This window comes from Pseudomonas antarctica, assembly GCF_900624995.1.
In the GTDB taxonomy this organism is placed as follows: Bacteria; Pseudomonadota; Gammaproteobacteria; order Pseudomonadales; family Pseudomonadaceae; genus Aquipseudomonas; species Aquipseudomonas antarctica.
This window is the reverse complement of the sequence record NZ_UYXQ01000006.1, coordinates 145,432-160,037: the sequence shown is the minus strand read 5'-3', so window position 1 is coordinate 160,037 and position 14,606 is coordinate 145,432. Positions and strand designations below refer to the sequence as shown.

12 protein-coding genes are annotated in these 14,606 nt (G+C 60.1%); 8 read left to right on the top strand and 4 right to left on the bottom strand.

The window, feature by feature from the left end; all coding sequences use genetic code 11:
- Window positions 1-30 precede the first annotated feature (30 nt).
- From E0F99_RS06945 to cysN, 3 genes are all read left to right on the top strand, one after another.
- The gene (locus E0F99_RS06945; protein WP_083360230.1) at window positions 31-789 is read left to right on the top strand and encodes a Nif3-like dinuclear metal center hexameric protein; all 759 of its coding nucleotides are present in this window, start codon (window positions 31-33) and stop codon (window positions 787-789) included.
- Window positions 790-1,058: 269 nt separating this feature from the next.
- Complete coding sequence (gene cysD, locus E0F99_RS06935) at window positions 1,059-1,976, top strand: sulfate adenylyltransferase subunit CysD (protein WP_012722132.1); 918 nt, start codon at window positions 1,059-1,061, stop codon at window positions 1,974-1,976.
- Between the two features lie 9 nt (window positions 1,977-1,985).
- Window positions 1,986-3,884 (top strand): sulfate adenylyltransferase subunit CysN, encoded by a 1,899-nt coding sequence (gene cysN, locus E0F99_RS06930; RefSeq protein WP_083360228.1) that lies wholly within the window; start codon window positions 1,986-1,988, stop codon window positions 3,882-3,884.
- A 176-nt stretch (window positions 3,885-4,060) separates the two neighbouring features.
- Here cysN and E0F99_RS06925 read toward each other — a convergent pair whose 3' ends face one another.
- The 3 genes from E0F99_RS06925 to E0F99_RS06915 all read right to left on the bottom strand — a co-directional run bounded on the left by E0F99_RS06925 (window position 4,061) and on the right by E0F99_RS06915 (window position 7,430).
- The gene (locus tag E0F99_RS06925) at window positions 4,061-4,960 is read right to left on the bottom strand and encodes an acyltransferase (protein ID WP_083360227.1); all 900 of its coding nucleotides are present in this window, start codon (window positions 4,958-4,960) and stop codon (window positions 4,061-4,063) included.
- Window positions 4,961-7,060: a phosphate acetyltransferase gene (pta, locus tag E0F99_RS06920; RefSeq protein WP_083360226.1), complete on the bottom strand. Its 2,100-nt coding sequence runs from the start codon at window positions 7,058-7,060 to the stop codon at window positions 4,961-4,963.
- 79 nt (window positions 7,061-7,139) lie between these two features.
- Window positions 7,140-7,430, bottom strand: a complete 291-nt coding sequence (locus E0F99_RS06915) for a DUF3565 domain-containing protein (RefSeq protein ID WP_083360225.1) — start codon at window positions 7,428-7,430, stop codon at window positions 7,140-7,142.
- Here E0F99_RS06915 and E0F99_RS06910 point away from each other — a divergent pair.
- On the top strand, window positions 7,429-7,914 hold the full coding sequence (locus E0F99_RS06910) for an FKBP-type peptidyl-prolyl cis-trans isomerase (protein ID WP_016976314.1): 486 nt from the start codon (window positions 7,429-7,431) through the stop codon (window positions 7,912-7,914). The genes E0F99_RS06915 and E0F99_RS06910 overlap by 2 nt on opposite strands.
- Before the next feature lie 206 nt (window positions 7,915-8,120).
- On the opposite strand, the gene rpsT is transcribed toward E0F99_RS06910, so the two are convergent.
- Complete coding sequence (rpsT, locus tag E0F99_RS06905) at window positions 8,121-8,399, bottom strand: 30S ribosomal protein S20 (protein ID WP_003171647.1); 279 nt, start codon at window positions 8,397-8,399, stop codon at window positions 8,121-8,123.
- Window positions 8,400-8,652: 253 nt separating this feature from the next.
- Between rpsT and murJ the strand changes: the two genes are divergently transcribed.
- From murJ to lspA, 4 genes are all read left to right on the top strand, one after another.
- On the top strand, window positions 8,653-10,191 hold the full coding sequence (gene murJ / locus E0F99_RS06900; protein ID WP_083360224.1) for a murein biosynthesis integral membrane protein MurJ: 1,539 nt from the start codon (window positions 8,653-8,655) through the stop codon (window positions 10,189-10,191).
- A 119-nt stretch (window positions 10,192-10,310) separates the two neighbouring features.
- A complete protein-coding gene (gene ribF, locus E0F99_RS06895) occupies window positions 10,311-11,249 on the top strand; it encodes a bifunctional riboflavin kinase/FAD synthetase (protein ID WP_083360223.1) in 939 nt (312 codons plus the stop codon).
- 14 nt (window positions 11,250-11,263) lie between these two features.
- A complete protein-coding gene (gene ileS, locus E0F99_RS06890; RefSeq protein ID WP_083360222.1) occupies window positions 11,264-14,095 on the top strand; it encodes an isoleucine--tRNA ligase in 2,832 nt (943 codons plus the stop codon).
- Window positions 14,088-14,600 carry a signal peptidase II gene (lspA, locus tag E0F99_RS06885; protein ID WP_083360221.1) on the top strand — a complete coding sequence of 171 codons (513 nt, stop codon included), beginning with the start codon at window positions 14,088-14,090 and terminating at the stop codon, window positions 14,598-14,600. The genes ileS and lspA overlap by 8 nt, the downstream gene beginning before the upstream one ends.
- Window positions 14,601-14,606: the final 6 nt, after the last annotated feature.

The window sequence follows — 14,606 nt, the reverse complement described above, 5'->3', positions numbered from 1 at the left end:
GCCTGCGAACGGGATATTTAGGAGTCTTTTATGGCCGTCCCCCTTACCACCCTCGTCGAGGAAGCGGACCGCTACCTCGGCAGTGCAAAAATTGCCGATTATTGCCCCAATGGCCTGCAGGTCGAGGGTCGCCCGCAGGTGATGCGCATCGTCAGCGGCGTGACTGCAAGCCAGGCCCTGCTGGACGCCGCCGTCGAGGCCCAGGCCGACCTGGTGCTGGTGCATCACGGTTATTTCTGGAAGGGCGAAAACCCCTGTATCACCGGCATGAAGCAGCGCCGCCTGAAAACCCTGCTCAAGCACGACATCAGCCTGCTCGCCTACCACCTGCCGCTGGACCTGCACCCGGACGTGGGCAATAACGTGCAACTCGCCCGCCAGTTGGACATCACCGTCGAAGGCCCGCTGGACCCGAGCAACCCGAAAATCGTTGGCCTGGTCGGTTCCCTCGCCGAGCCGTTGTCGCCCCGTGACTTCGCCCGTCGTGTGCAGGAGGTCATGGGCCGTGAGCCGTTGTTGATCGAAGGCAGCGAGATGATCCGCCGCGTCGGCTGGTGCACCGGTGGTGGCCAAGGCTACATCGACCAGGCGATTGCCGCCGGTGTCGACCTGTACCTGAGCGGTGAAGCCTGCGAGCAAACCTTCCACAGCGCGCGGGAAAACAACATCAGCTTTATTGCTGCCGGGCATCACGCCACTGAGCGCTACGGCGTCCAAGCGCTGGGCGATTACCTGGCTCGGCGGTTTGCCCTGGAGCATTTGTTCATCGATTGCCCGAACCCGATCTAACCTCGGCGAGGGACAACATGTGGGAGCTGGCCTGCCTGCGATGGCATCAACTGTGTGTCACTGATACACCGAGGTGCCTGCATCGCACGCAAGCCAGCTCCCACACAAACCCGCTCCCACATTCGACCGAGTTGGGCCAAACCTCGCGGCATATTCATATGCCGTTTCGATCTAGATGGCTCCCTGAATAGAAGCAGGTGCTGTGCTAGCATGCCCCGCTCGAACACGGCCCGCTGGCCGTCCATAAGATCGTTTTTCCGTGAGTAGCCATGGTCGACAAACTGACGCATCTGAAACAGCTGGAGGCGGAAAGCATCCACATCATCCGCGAGGTCGCCGCCGAGTTCGACAACCCGGTGATGCTCTACTCGATCGGTAAAGACTCCGCCGTGATGCTGCACCTGGCGCGCAAGGCTTTCTTCCCGGGCAAGCTGCCGTTCCCGGTGATGCACGTCGACACCCGCTGGAAATTCCAGGAGATGTACACGTTCCGCGACAAAATGGTCGAAGAACTTGGCCTGGACCTGATCACCCACGTTAACCCGGATGGCGTGGCGCAGGGCATCAACCCGTTCACCCACGGCAGCGCCAAGCACACCGACATCATGAAGACCGAAGGCCTCAAGCAGGCCTTGGACAAGCATGGTTTCGACGCAGCATTCGGCGGTGCCCGTCGTGATGAAGAGAAATCCCGCGCCAAAGAGCGCGTGTACTCGTTCCGCGACAGCAAACACCGTTGGGACCCTAAGAACCAGCGCCCGGAGCTGTGGAACGTCTACAACGGCAACGTTAACAAGGGTGAGTCGATCCGTGTGTTCCCGCTGTCCAACTGGACCGAGCTGGACATCTGGCAGTACATCTACCTGGAAGGCATCCCGATTGTGCCGCTGTACTTCGCCGCCGAGCGCGACGTGATCGAGAAGAACGGCACGTTGATCATGATCGACGACGACCGCATCCTCGAGCACTTGTCCGATGAAGACAAAGCCCGAATCGTCAAAAAGAAAGTACGTTTCCGTACCCTTGGCTGCTACCCGTTGACGGGCGCGGTGGAGTCCGAAGCCGAAACGCTGACGGACATCATTCAGGAAATGCTCCTGACGCGAACTTCCGAGCGCCAGGGCCGTGTCATCGACCACGATGGTGCAGGCTCGATGGAAGATAAAAAACGTCAAGGCTATTTCTAAGGGGCTGTCATGTCGCACGTATCTGATTTGATCAGCGAGGACATCCTCGCCTACCTGGGCCAGCACGAGCGCAAGGAAATGTTGCGCTTCCTGACCTGCGGCAACGTCGACGACGGCAAGAGCACCCTGATCGGGCGCCTGCTGCACGACTCCAAGATGATCTACGAAGATCACCTGGAAGCCATCACCCGCGATTCGAAGAAGTCCGGCACCACCGGTGACGACATCGACTTGGCCTTACTGGTCGACGGCCTGCAGGCTGAGCGCGAGCAGGGCATCACCATTGATGTTGCCTACCGCTACTTCTCCACCGCCAAGCGCAAATTCATCATCGCCGACACCCCCGGCCATGAGCAGTACACCCGCAACATGGCCACCGGTGCTTCCACCTGTGACCTGGCGATCATCCTGATCGACGCCCGCTACGGCGTGCAGACCCAGACGCGTCGTCACAGCTTTATCGCCTCGTTGCTGGGTATCAAGCACATCGTGGTGGCCGTCAACAAGATGGACATCAATGGCTTTGACCAAAGTATCTTCGAGCAGATCAAGGCTGATTATCTGAAGTTCGCCGACGGCATCGCCTTCAAACCGAGCACCATGGCGTTCGTACCGATGTCGGCGCTCAAGGGCGACAACGTGGTGAACAAGAGCGAACGTTCGCCCTGGTACACCGGCCAGTCGCTGATGGAGATTCTCGAAACCGTCGAGATCGCCAACGACCGCAACTACACCGACCTGCGTTTCCCGGTGCAGTACGTCAACCGTCCGAACCTGAACTTCCGTGGTTTCGCCGGCACCTTGGCCAGCGGCATCGTGCACAAGGGCGATGAAGTGGTAGTGCTGCCGTCAGGCAAGAGCAGCCGCGTCAAATCCATCGTCACCTTCGAAGGTGAGCTGGAGCACGCGGGCCCAGGCCAGGCCGTGACCTTGACCATGGAAGACGAGATCGACATCTCCCGTGGCGACCTGTTGGTGCATGCCGACAACGTACCGCAAGTGACCGACGCCTTCGACGCCATGCTGGTGTGGATGGCCGAAGAGCCGATGCTGCCGGGCAAGAAATACGACATCAAGCGCGCCACCAGCTACGTGCCGGGTTCCATCACCAGCATCGTGCATCGCGTGGACGTGAACACCTTGGCTGAAGGCCCGGCGAGTTCGCTGCAATTGAACGAGATTGGCCGGGTGAAGGTCAGCCTTGACGCCGCCATCGCGTTGGACGGTTACGACAGCAACCGCACCACCGGTGCGTTTATCGTCATCGACCGTTTGACCAACGGCACCGTGGCTGCGGGCATGATCATCGCGCCGCCGGTCAACCACGGCTCGGCCACGCATCACGGCAAGTTGGCCCATGTGGCCACCGAAGAACGTGCCCAGCGCTTCGGTCAGCAGCCGGCTACCGTGTTGTTCAGCGGCCTGTCGGGCGCGGGCAAAAGCACCTTGGCCTACGCGGTTGAGCGCAAGCTGTTCGACATGGGGCGTGCGGTGTTCGTACTGGACGGCCAGAACCTGCGCCACGACCTGAACAAAGGGTTGCCGCAGGACCGTGCCGGGCGTACCGAGAACTGGCGTCGAGCCGCTCACGTGGCGCGCCAGTTCAACGAAGCCGGCCTGCTGACCCTCGCTGCATTCGTGGCCCCGGATGCCGAAGGCCGCGAACAGGCCAAGGCGCTGATCGGTGCCGACCGCTTGCTCACGGTCTATGTGCAAGCGTCGCCGCTGGTGTGTGCCGAGCGTGATCCGCAAGGCCTGTACGCAGCTGGCGGGGATAACATCCCAGGTGAGTCCTTCCCGTATGACGTGCCGTTGAATGCCGATCTTGTGATCGACACCCACGCCTTGTCGCTGGAAGACAGCGTCAAGCAAGTGCTGGAACTGTTGCGTCAGCGCGGCGCGATCTAAACCTCGCCGCCACAAAAAAGCCCGCCACCGAGCACTCGGTGGCGGGCTTTTCTGTGGGATCTTGAAAGTTATCCGGGCAAGTGTGGGAGCGGGCTTGCTCGCGAAAGCGGTTTATCAGCCACACATGTATTGGCTGACACTCCGCTTTCGCGAGCAAGCCCGCTCCCACATTTTGATCACCTGTTATTTGGATAATCTGTGTGAAGCTTGCCTAGAAGCGCATCCTTGTCTTCCCACAGCTGGTTGATCCAGCCCTGAAACGCCAAACGATACTCCCCATCCTGCTCATAGTTCTTGCCGATAAACCCGGCTGGAATCTGCACCTCTTCGAAGTGCACCACCACGTCCTTCACATTCCCACACAACAAATCCCAATAACCTGGGCGTCCGGCTGGGTAGTGGATGGTCACGTTCACCAATGACTTGAGTTGCTCGCCCATGGCATCCAGCACAAACGCAATCCCGCCCGCCTTGGGCTTGAGCAGGTAGCGGAACGGCGATTTCTGCTGGGCATGTTTGCCCGGTGTAAAACGCGTGCCTTCGGCAAAGTTGAAAATGCCCACGGGGTTGTCACGAAACTTTGCACAGGTCTTGCGGGTGGTTTCCAGGTCTTTGCCTTTCTTCTCCGGGTGCTTCTCCAGGTAGGCCTTGGTGTAGCGCTTCATGAACGGGAAACCCAGCGCCCACCACGCCAGGCCAATTACCGGCACCCAGATCAGCTCTTGCTTGAGGAAGAACTTCAGCGGGCGAATCCGCCGATTGAGCACGTACTGCAACACCATGATGTCGACCCAGCTCTGGTGGTTGCTGGTCACCAGATAGGAGTGCTCATAGTCCAGCCCTTCAAGGCCGGTCAGGTGCCAGCGCGTGCGCCGTACCAGGTTCATCCAGCCTTTGTTGTTGGTCACCCAGGCTTCGTGGGTGTGGTTCATCAGCCATTCGCTGAAGCGCTTGGCAAAGGGCAGCGCCTTGAACAGCGCGACGATAAACAGGAACGAGCACAGCAGGATCGTGTTCAACGCCAACAACAAAGACGCGATCACCCCGCGCACGGCAGCAGGTAGAAAATCCAGCATTTAGATATCCATAGGTCGGTTGGCGGCTTGAATCGCAGTCAGCGCGATGGTGTACACGATGTCGTCGACCTGGGCACCGCGCGGCAGGTCGTTTACCGGCTTGCGCAGGCCTTGCAGCATGGGGCCCAGGCTCACGCAATCGGCACTGCGTTGCACGGCTTTGTGCGTGGTATTGCCGGTGTTCAGGTCGGGGAACACAAACACCGTGGCTTTGCCGGCGACCTGGCTGTTGGGCGCCAACTGCCGGGCCACGGTTTCGTTGGCGGCGGCGTCGTACTGCAGAGGCCCGTCGATCAACAGCGAGCTTTGCTGCTCGTGGGCGAGCAGGGTGGCTTCGCGGACTTTTTCCACTTCTTCGCCGCTGGCCGAGTCGCCACTGGAGTAACTGATCATCGCCACGCGCGGCGTAATACCGAACGCGGCGGCCGAGTCGGCGCTTTGCAAGGCGATTTCCGCCAATTCCACTGCGCTTGGGTGCGGGTTCATCACGCAATCGCCATACACCAGCACCTGCTCCGGGAACAGCATGAAGAATACCGACGACACCAAGGTGCAGCCGGGCGCGGTCTTAATCAACTGCAGGGCAGGGCGGATGGTGTTGGCGGTGGAATGGATAACCCCGGAAACCAGGCCGTCCACTTCATCCAGTGCGAGCATCATGGTGGCGATCACCACGGTGTCTTCCAGTTGCTGTTCGGCCATTGGCGCGTTAAGGCTTTTGCTCTTGCGCAGCGCGACCATCGGTTCGACATAGCGCTGGCGAATCAGGTCCGGGTCAAGAATCTCCAGGCCTTCGGGCAGTTCGATGCCGTGGGCGCGGGCCACTGCTTCCACATCCGCGGGTTTGGCCAGCAGCACGCAACGGGCGATGCCGCGCGCCTGACAGATGGCGGCGGCTTGCACGGTCAGCGGCTCGCTGCCTTCGGGCAACACGATGCGTTTGTTGGCGACCTGTGCGCGCTGGATCAGTTGGTAACGGAACACGGCTGGCGACAGGCGCATCTCCCGTGGCGTGCCGCAGCGTTGGTGCAGCCAGCGTGCATCAAGGTGGCTGGCGACGAAATCGGTGATGATCTCCGCACGCTCGCGGTCATCAATCGGGATTTCCTTGTTCAGGCTGTTGAGCTGGTTGGCGGTGTCGTAGGAGCCGGTGCTCACCGACAGCACCGGCAGCCCGGCCTGAAAGGCGCCACGGCACAAATCCATGATGCGCGGGTCGGGCAGGGTGTCGCTGGTCAGCAGCAGCCCCGCCAGCGGCACGCCGTTGATTGCGGCCAGGCTCACGGCGAGGATGATGTCATCGCGGTCGCCGGGGGTTACCACCAGCACGCCGGGCTTGAGCAGTTCCACGGTGTTACGCATGGTGCGCGCGCAGATGATGATCTTGGTCATGCGTCGGCTTTCATAGTCGCCGGCGTTGAGGATCTGCGCGCCCATCAGGTCGGCCACGTCGCGGGTGCGCGGCGCGTTCAGTTCCGGCTGGTAGGGGATGCAGCCGAGCAGGCGGAAATCGCCGCTGCGCAACAGTGGCGAATGTTCTTTGAGGCGCGCCGAGAACGCTTCCATGCTTTCGTCGGTGCGCACTTTATTGAGGATCACGCCCAGCACTTTCGGATCTTTCGGGCCGCCGAACAATTGGGCCTGCAATTCCACGCGGCCGGAGAGCTCGGTGAGCACTTCGTTTTCCGGCGCCGACACCAGGATTACTTCCGCGTCGAGGCTCTTGGCCAAGTGCAGGTTGACCCGCGCCGCATAGCTGGCGCTGCGAGTCGGCACCATGCCTTCGACAATAAGCACGTCCTTGCCCACGGCGGCTTGCTGATACAGGGTGATGATTTCTTCGAGCAATTCGTCGAGCTGGCCGTCGCCGAGCATTCGCTCCACATGGGCCAGGCCCAGCGGTTGTGGCGGTTTCAGCCCGTGGGTGCGCGCCACCAGCTCGGTGGAACGCTCGGGGCCGGTATCGCCAGGGTGTGGCTGGGCAATCGGTTTGAAAAAGCCGACTTTCAGCCCGGCCCGCTCAAGGGTACGCACCAGCCCAAGGCTGATGGAGGTCAGACCCACACCAAAATCGGTGGGCGCGATAAAAAAAGTCTGCATGCGAATTCTCTGGAGGTGCATGGCTTCGGTGGCGCTCTATGCTTGAGCACCTACCGGGAATCAGGCACCAAGGTTATCGTTATTCGCGCTCTTGCGCACACCAGCCGCACGCAAAGGGTTGACCTATTTTTTCCAGGCGTTGCGCGGGGTCGAGTACCCAGGCGCGGGACTGCCAGGGCGGCTGATGGCGCAGGTGTTGGGTGTGGCCGCAGGACAGCTCGGCGACCCAGTGTTGGTCTTCGTCCTGGTGGAACCCAATGATGAAGGATGCCGTTGATCGACCCCGTCTGTCCGGGTTGTGTTCGCTTTCGGGCAAATCCTTGTTTAGACTTGTCCGTTCTTCATTCTTATGCAAAAGGTCTCGCCCCATGACGATCGCCGCTAACAAGGCTGTCTCCATCGACTATACCCTGACCAACGACGCTGGTGAGGTCATCGACAGCTCCGCCGGCGGCGCGCCGCTGGTCTACCTGCAAGGCGCAGGTAACATCATCCCTGGCCTGGAAAAGGCTCTGGAAGGCAAGAACGTCGGTGACGAACTGACCGTCGCCGTAGAACCTGAAGATGCCTACGGCGAATACTCCGCCGAACTGGTCAGCACCCTGAGCCGCAGCATGTTCGAAGGCGTTGACGAGCTGGAGGTGGGCATGCAGTTCCACGCCTCCGCGCCGGACGGCCAAATGCAGATCGTCACCATCCGTGATCTGGACGGCGACGACGTGACGGTCGACGGTAATCACCCACTGGCTGGCCAGCGCCTGAACTTCCAAGTGAAGATCGTTGCCATCCGTGACGCTTCCCAAGAAGAAGTGGCCCACGGCCACGTTCACGGTGAAGGCGGTCATCAGCACTGATTGATGGTTTAATCAGTTGCTCGCAAAAACGCCCCGACTGGTTCGGGGCGTTTTTTTGGGTGCCTGAAAAGTAAATCGAGCTCGCCACAATAAGCCCGCTCACTCGAAGGTGGCTTTCTAAGCGCAAACAAAAATGCCCCGGACCTTTCGGTACGGGGCATTTCTTAACTGTTACGTAACCTGGGTCACGTGGCAGTTGTTACCACTTAGGCTGCTGCAGCGACGTTCAGAGCCTTGATGTGGCCATTCAGGCGGCTCTTATGACGAGCGGCCTTGTTCTTGTGGATGATGCCTTTATCGGCCATACGGTCGATAACTGGCACGGCCAGAACGTAAGCAGCTTGGGCTTTTTCAGCGTCTTTGGTGTCGATGGCTTTAACTACATTCTTGATGTAGGTACGAACCATGGAACGCAGGCTGGCGTTGTGGCTGCGACGCTTCTCAGCCTGTTTTGCACGTTTTTTGGCGGAAGGTGTGTTGGCCACCGTCGAGCTCCTCGAAAGACTTTTTAGGAAATAGCAAACAAAATAGGCCGCGAATCATGCCGATGACTTGATGGGTTGTCAAGGGCGGCTGATGCGAACTGCTGAGTGGTCGATCTGAAGAGGCGGGTGATTTATTTCCGGCGCTTGACCTGTAAACTCGCGAGCTTTGGCTCTGTGCTGTTGCAGGCGCGCAGTATCGCATAAGTGGGCGCTTTGTTCGCCTGCTCTTTATCTATAGGCGCAAACTCTTTCAATGAATCTGCTCAAATCGTTGGCTGCCGTCAGCTCTATCACGATGATCTCCCGGGTTTTGGGGTTCGTACGTGACACCCTGCTGGCGCGCATTTTTGGCGCCAGCATGGCCACTGATGCGTTCTTTATTGCCTTTAAGCTGCCCAACCTGCTGCGGCGGATCTTCGCTGAGGGGGCTTTTTCCCAAGCGTTCGTACCCATCCTGGCCGAATACAAAACTCAGCAGGGCGAGGAAGCGACCCGCACATTTATTGCTTATGTCTCAGGCCTGCTGACCTTGGTACTGATGCTGGTGACCATCGCCGGCATGCTCGCTGCGCCCTGGGTGATCTGGGCCACGGCGCCTGGTTTTGCCAACACGCCGGAAAAATTCGCGCTGACCACTGACCTGCTGCGGGTGACCTTTCCTTATATATTGCTGATTTCCCTGTCATCCCTGGCCGGGGCGATCCTCAACACCTGGAACCGCTTCTCGGTGCCGGCCTTCGTGCCGACGCTGCTGAACGTCAGCATGATTATTTTCGCGCTGTTCCTCACGCCGTACTTCGACCCGCCGGTAATGGCGCTGGGTTGGGCCGTACTGGCTGGTGGCCTGGCGCAATTGCTCTACCAACTGCCGCACCTGAAAAAGATCGGCATGCTCGTACTGCCGCGCCTCAACCTCAAGGACACGGGCGTATGGCGCGTGATGCGCAATATGCTGCCGGCGATCCTTGGCGTTTCGGTCAGCCAGATTTCCCTGATCATCAATACCGCATTCGCCTCGTTGCTGGTCTCGGGCTCGGTTTCGTGGATGTATTACGCCGATCGTCTGATGGAGCTGCCGTCCGGCGTGCTTGGCGTAGCCTTGGGCACGATTTTGTTGCCGACCCTGGCGCGCACCTATGCCAGCAAGGACCGCCAAGAGTACTCGCGCATCCTCGATTGGGGCTTGCGCCTGTGCTTTATGCTGGTGCTGCCGTGCTCGCTGGCGCTGGGGATTCTGGCCGAGCCGCTGACGGTCGCGTTGTTCCAATACGGCCAATTCGACGCACATGACGCATTGATGACCCAGCACGCGCTGGTGGCTTATTCCGTCGGCTTGCTCGGCATTATCGTGATTAAGGTGCTGGCCCCAGGCTTCTATGCCCAGCAAAACATCCGCACGCCGGTCAAAATCGCGATTTTCACCCTGATCGTCACGCAACTGCTCAACCTGGCGTTTATCGGCCCGCTGGCCCATGCCGGTTTGGCCCTGGCCATCAGTGCCGGTGCCTGCATCAATGCCGGCCTGTTGTTTTATCAACTGCGCAAGCAGCAGATGTTCCAGCCGCTGCCAGGTTGGGGCATGTTTGCGCTCAAGCTGGTGGTGGCGGTGGCAGCCATGTCGGCAGTATTGCTTGGTCTGATGCACTTTATGCCGGCCTGGGACCAAGGCCATATGCTGGAGCGGTTCCTGCGCTTGGGCGTATTGGTGGTGGCCGGTGTGGTGGTGTACTTCGGGATGTTGTTGCTGCAGGGCTTCCGCCTGCGGGATTTCAATCGCAGGTCGCTAAGCTAGAGACTTTGCTGCGATAAAACGGTTGTTTTATCGATTCGATCCACTTGGCCTGCGCTGTTGCCTGTCGTCCGGGGCCGGGTGTGGTTATAATCGACCACTTTATGAGCAAGAAGCGCGTTATGCAGCTGGTTCGAGGTCTCCACAACCTGCGCCCCGAGCATCGGGGCTGCGTCGCCACTATTGGCAACTTTGACGGTGTTCACCGTGGCCACCAGGCTATCCTGGGCCGGCTGCGTGAACGTGCGGTCGAGTTGGGCGTGCCCAGCTGCGTGGTGATTTTTGAGCCACAGCCGCGGGAATTCTTTACCCCGCAAACGGCGCCGGCACGTCTGGCCCGCTTGCGCGATAAGCTGCAGCTGCTGGCCGAAGAGGGTGTGGACCGTGTGCTTTGCCTGGCTTTCAACCAGCGCTTGCAAAGCCTCAGCGCTGCCGAGTTCGTCGACCGTATCCTGGTGGATGGCCTGGGCGTGCAGCACCTGGAGGTCGGCGACGACTTCCGCTTCGGTTGCGACCGCGTCGGCGATTTCGACTTCCTGCAGCACGCCGGCGTGAATCAAGGTTTTACCGTCGAAGCCGCGCAAACCGTCGAACTGGACGGCCTGCGCGTGAGCAGTACCCAGGTGCGTAACGCCCTGGCCGCTGCCGACTTCGCCCTGGCCGAGCGTTTGCTCGGTCGCCCGTTCCGCATTGCCGGGCGGGTACTGCACGGCCAGAAGCTGGCGCGCCAACTGGGCACGCCAACCGCCAACGTGCAACTCAAGCGCCGTCGTGTGCCGCTTACCGGGGTTTATCTGGTGAGTGTCGACATCGACGGCCAATCGTGGCCGGGAGTCGCCAATATAGGCGTCAGACCCACGGTTGCGGGTGATGGCAAGGCCCACCTGGAAGTTCATCTTTTAGATTTTGCCGGTGATTTGTATGACCGGCGTTTGACGGTGGTTTTCCACCAGAAGCTGCGTGAAGAGCAGCGTTTCGCCTCGCTTGAGGCGTTGAAAACGGCGATCAATGCGGATGTCGCCGCCGCCCGTGCACTAGCCGCACCTAGCGCCCATCGCTAACCGAAGAGCCTTAAATGACCGACTATAAAGCCACGCTAAACCTTCCGGACACCGCCTTCCCAATGAAGGCCGGCCTGCCACAGCGCGAACCGCAGATCCTGCAGCGCTGGGACAGTATTGGCCTGTACGGAAAGTTGCGCGAAATTGGCAAGGATCGTCCGAAGTTCGTCCTGCACGACGGCCCTCCTTATGCCAACGGCACGATTCACATCGGTCATGCGCTGAACAAAATTCTCAAGGACATGATCCTGCGCTCGAAAACCCTGTCGGGTTTCGACGCGCCTTATGTTCCGGGCTGGGACTGTCATGGCCTGCCGATCGAGCACAAAGTCGAAGTGACGTACGGCAAGAACCTGGGCGCGGATAAAACTCGCGAACTGTGCCGTGCCTACGCCACTGAGCAGATCGAAGGTCAGAAGTCCGAATTCATCCGCCTGGGTGTGTTGGGCGAGTGGGACAATCCGTACAAAACCATGAACTTCAAGAACGAGGCCGGTGAAATCCGTGCCTTGGCTGAAATCGTCGAAGGCGGTTTTGTGTTCAAGGGCCTCAAGCCTGTGAACTGGTGCTTCGACTGCGGTTCGGCCCTGGCTGAAGCGGAAGTGGAGTACGAAGACAAGAAGTCCTCGACCATCGACGTGGCCTTCCCGATCGCTGACGACGCCAAGCTGGCCGAGGCCTTTGGCCTGGCAAGCCTGAGCAAACCGGCTGCCATCGTGATCTGGACCACCACCCCGTGGACCATCCCGGCCAACCAGGCGCTGAACGTGCACCCGGAATTCACCTACGCCCTGGTGGATGTGGGTGATCGCCTGCTGGTGCTGGCCGAGGAAATGGTCGAGGCCTGCCTGGCTCGCTACGAACTGCAAGGTTCGGTGATCGCCACCACCACCGGCACCGCGCTGGAGCTGATCAACTTCCGTCACCCGTTCTATGACCGTCTGTCGCCGGTGTACCTGGCTGACTACGTTGAGCTGGGTTCGGGTACTGGTGTGGTTCACTCCGCACCGGCCTACGGCGTTGACGACTTTGTGACCTGCAAAGCCTACGGCATGGTCAACGATGACATCCTCAACCCGGTGCAGAGCAATGGCGTATACGCGCCATCGCTGGAGTTCTTCGGCGGCCAGTTCATCTTCAAGGCTAACGAGCCGATCATCGACAAACTGCGTGAAGTCGGTGCACTGCTGCACACCGAAACCATCAAGCACAGCTACATGCACTGCTGGCGCCACAAAACCCCGCTGATCTACCGCGCCACCGCGCAGTGGTTCATCGGCATGGACAAAGAGCCGGTCAGCGGCGACACCCTGCGTGTGCGCTCGCTCAAAGCCATCGAAGACACCACGTTCGTCCCGGCCTGGGGCCAGGCGCGCCTGCACTCGATGATCGCCAACCGTCCGGACTGGTGCATCTCCCGCCAGCGTAACTGGGGCGTGCCAATCCCGTTCTTCCTGAACAAGGAAAGCGGCGAACTTCACCCACGCACCGTCGAACTGATGGAGGCAGTGGCCCTGCGCGTTGAGCAGGAAGGCATTGAAGCCTGGTTCAAGCTCGACGCCGCCGAACTGCTGGGCGACGAGGCGCCGCTGTATGACAAGATCAGCGACACCCTCGACGTGTGGTTCGACTCCGGCACCACCCACTGGCACGTGCTGCGCGGCTCGCACCCGATGGGGCACGAGACCGGCCCACGCGCCGACCTGTACCTGGAAGGCTCGGACCAACACCGTGGCTGGTTCCACTCGTCGTTGCTGACCGGTTGCGCCATCGACAACCACGCGCCGTACCGCGAACTGCTGACCCACGGCTTCACCGTCGACGAGACGGGTCGCAAGATGTCCAAGTCGCTGAAGAACGTGATCGAGCCGAAAAAAATTAACGACACCTTGGGCGCCGACATCATGCGTCTGTGGGTGGCCTCGACCGATTACTCGGGCGAAATCGCTGTGTCGGATCAGATCCTGGCCCGTAGCGCCGATGCCTACCGCCGTATCCGCAATACCGCACGCTTCCTGCTGTCGAACCTGACCGGTTTTAACCCGGCCACCGACATCCTCCCGGCCGAGGACATGCTCGCTCTGGACCGTTGGGCCGTGGACCGTACCCTGTTGCTGCAGCGCGAGTTGCAGGAGCACTACGGCGAATACCGCTTCTGGAACGTGTACTCCAAGATCCACAACTTCTGCGTGCAGGAGCTGGGTGGTTTCTACCTCGACATCATCAAGGACCGCCAGTACACCACCGGCGCCAACAGCAAGGCGCGCCGTTCGGCGCAGACCGCGCTGTATCACATCTCTGAAGCGCTGGTGCGCTGGATCGCACCGATCCTGGCCTTCACCGCCGACGAGCTGTGGGAGTACCTGCCGGGCGAGCGTAACGAGTCGGTGATGCTCAACACCTGGTACGAAGGTTTGACCGAATTGCCAGCAGACTTCGAACTGGGCCGCGAGTACTGGGAAGGCGTGATGGCCGTCAAAGTTGCGGTGAACAAGGAGCTGGAAGTGCAGCGCGCGGCCAAGGCCGTTGGCGGCAACTTGCAGGCCGAAGTCACCCTGTTTGCCGAGGAAGGCCTGAGCGCCGACCTGGCCAAGCTGAGCAACGAACTGCGCTTTGTGTTGATCACCTCGACCGCAAGCCTGGCACCGTTTGCCCAGGCGCCAGCGGATGCCTTAGCTACCGAAGTACCGGGTCTCAAGCTCAAAGTGGTTAAGTCGGCCTTTCCTAAGTGCGCGCGTTGCTGGCACTGCCGTGAAGACGTTGGCGTGAACCCTGAGCATCCGGAAATCTGCGGTCGTTGCGTCGACAACATCAGCGGTGCCGGTGAGGTTCGCCACTATGCCTAATGCAGCCGGTCGTTTCGGACGTCTGGGCTGGCTCGTACTGAGCGTGCTGGTGCTGGTCATTGACCAGCTCAGCAAGGCTCACTTCGAAGGCGCCTTACAGATGTACCAGCAGATCGTGGTTATTCCCGACTACTTCAGCTGGACCCTGGCTTACAACACCGGCGCCGCCTTCAGCTTCCTCGCTGATGGTGGCGGCTGGCAGCGCTGGCTGTTCGCCCTGATCGCCGTGGTGGTCAGCGCCGTACTGGTGGTTTGGCTTAAACGCCTGGGCCGCGATGACACCTGGTTGGCCATCGCCCTGGCCTTGGTGCTGGGTGGCGCGTTGGGCAACCTTTACGACCGCATTGCCCTGGGCCATGTGATCGACTTTATCCTGGTGCATTGGCAGAACCGTTGGTATTTCCCGGCGTTCAACTTTGCCGACAGCGCCATCACCGTCGGTGCAATCATGCTGGCGTTGGACATGTTCAAAAGTAAGAAAACCGGAGAGACCGTCAATGACTGATCAGGT

Excerpts from the sequence above, each read along its gene's own strand:
- ribF (WP_083360223.1), top strand. The coding sequence starts at position 10,311 with ATGCAGCTGGTTCGAGGTCTCCACAACCTGCGCCCCGAGCATCGGGGC.
- murJ (WP_083360224.1), top strand. The coding sequence starts at position 8,653 with ATGAATCTGCTCAAATCGTTGGCTGCCGTCAGCTCTATCACGATGATC.
- E0F99_RS06915 (WP_083360225.1), bottom strand. The coding sequence starts at position 7,430 with ATGGGGCGAGACCTTTTGCATAAGAATGAAGAACGGACAAGTCTAAAC.
- ileS (WP_083360222.1), top strand. The coding sequence starts at position 11,264 with ATGACCGACTATAAAGCCACGCTAAACCTTCCGGACACCGCCTTCCCA.
- E0F99_RS06945 (WP_083360230.1), top strand. The coding sequence starts at position 31 with ATGGCCGTCCCCCTTACCACCCTCGTCGAGGAAGCGGACCGCTACCTC.
- cysD (WP_012722132.1), top strand. The coding sequence starts at position 1,059 with ATGGTCGACAAACTGACGCATCTGAAACAGCTGGAGGCGGAAAGCATC.
- lspA (WP_083360221.1), top strand. The coding sequence starts at position 14,088 with ATGCCTAATGCAGCCGGTCGTTTCGGACGTCTGGGCTGGCTCGTACTG.
- pta (WP_083360226.1), bottom strand. The coding sequence starts at position 7,060 with ATGCAGACTTTTTTTATCGCGCCCACCGATTTTGGTGTGGGTCTGACC.
- E0F99_RS06910 (WP_016976314.1), top strand. The coding sequence starts at position 7,429 with ATGACGATCGCCGCTAACAAGGCTGTCTCCATCGACTATACCCTGACC.
- cysN (WP_083360228.1), top strand. The coding sequence starts at position 1,986 with ATGTCGCACGTATCTGATTTGATCAGCGAGGACATCCTCGCCTACCTG.
- E0F99_RS06925 (WP_083360227.1), bottom strand. The coding sequence starts at position 4,960 with ATGCTGGATTTTCTACCTGCTGCCGTGCGCGGGGTGATCGCGTCTTTG.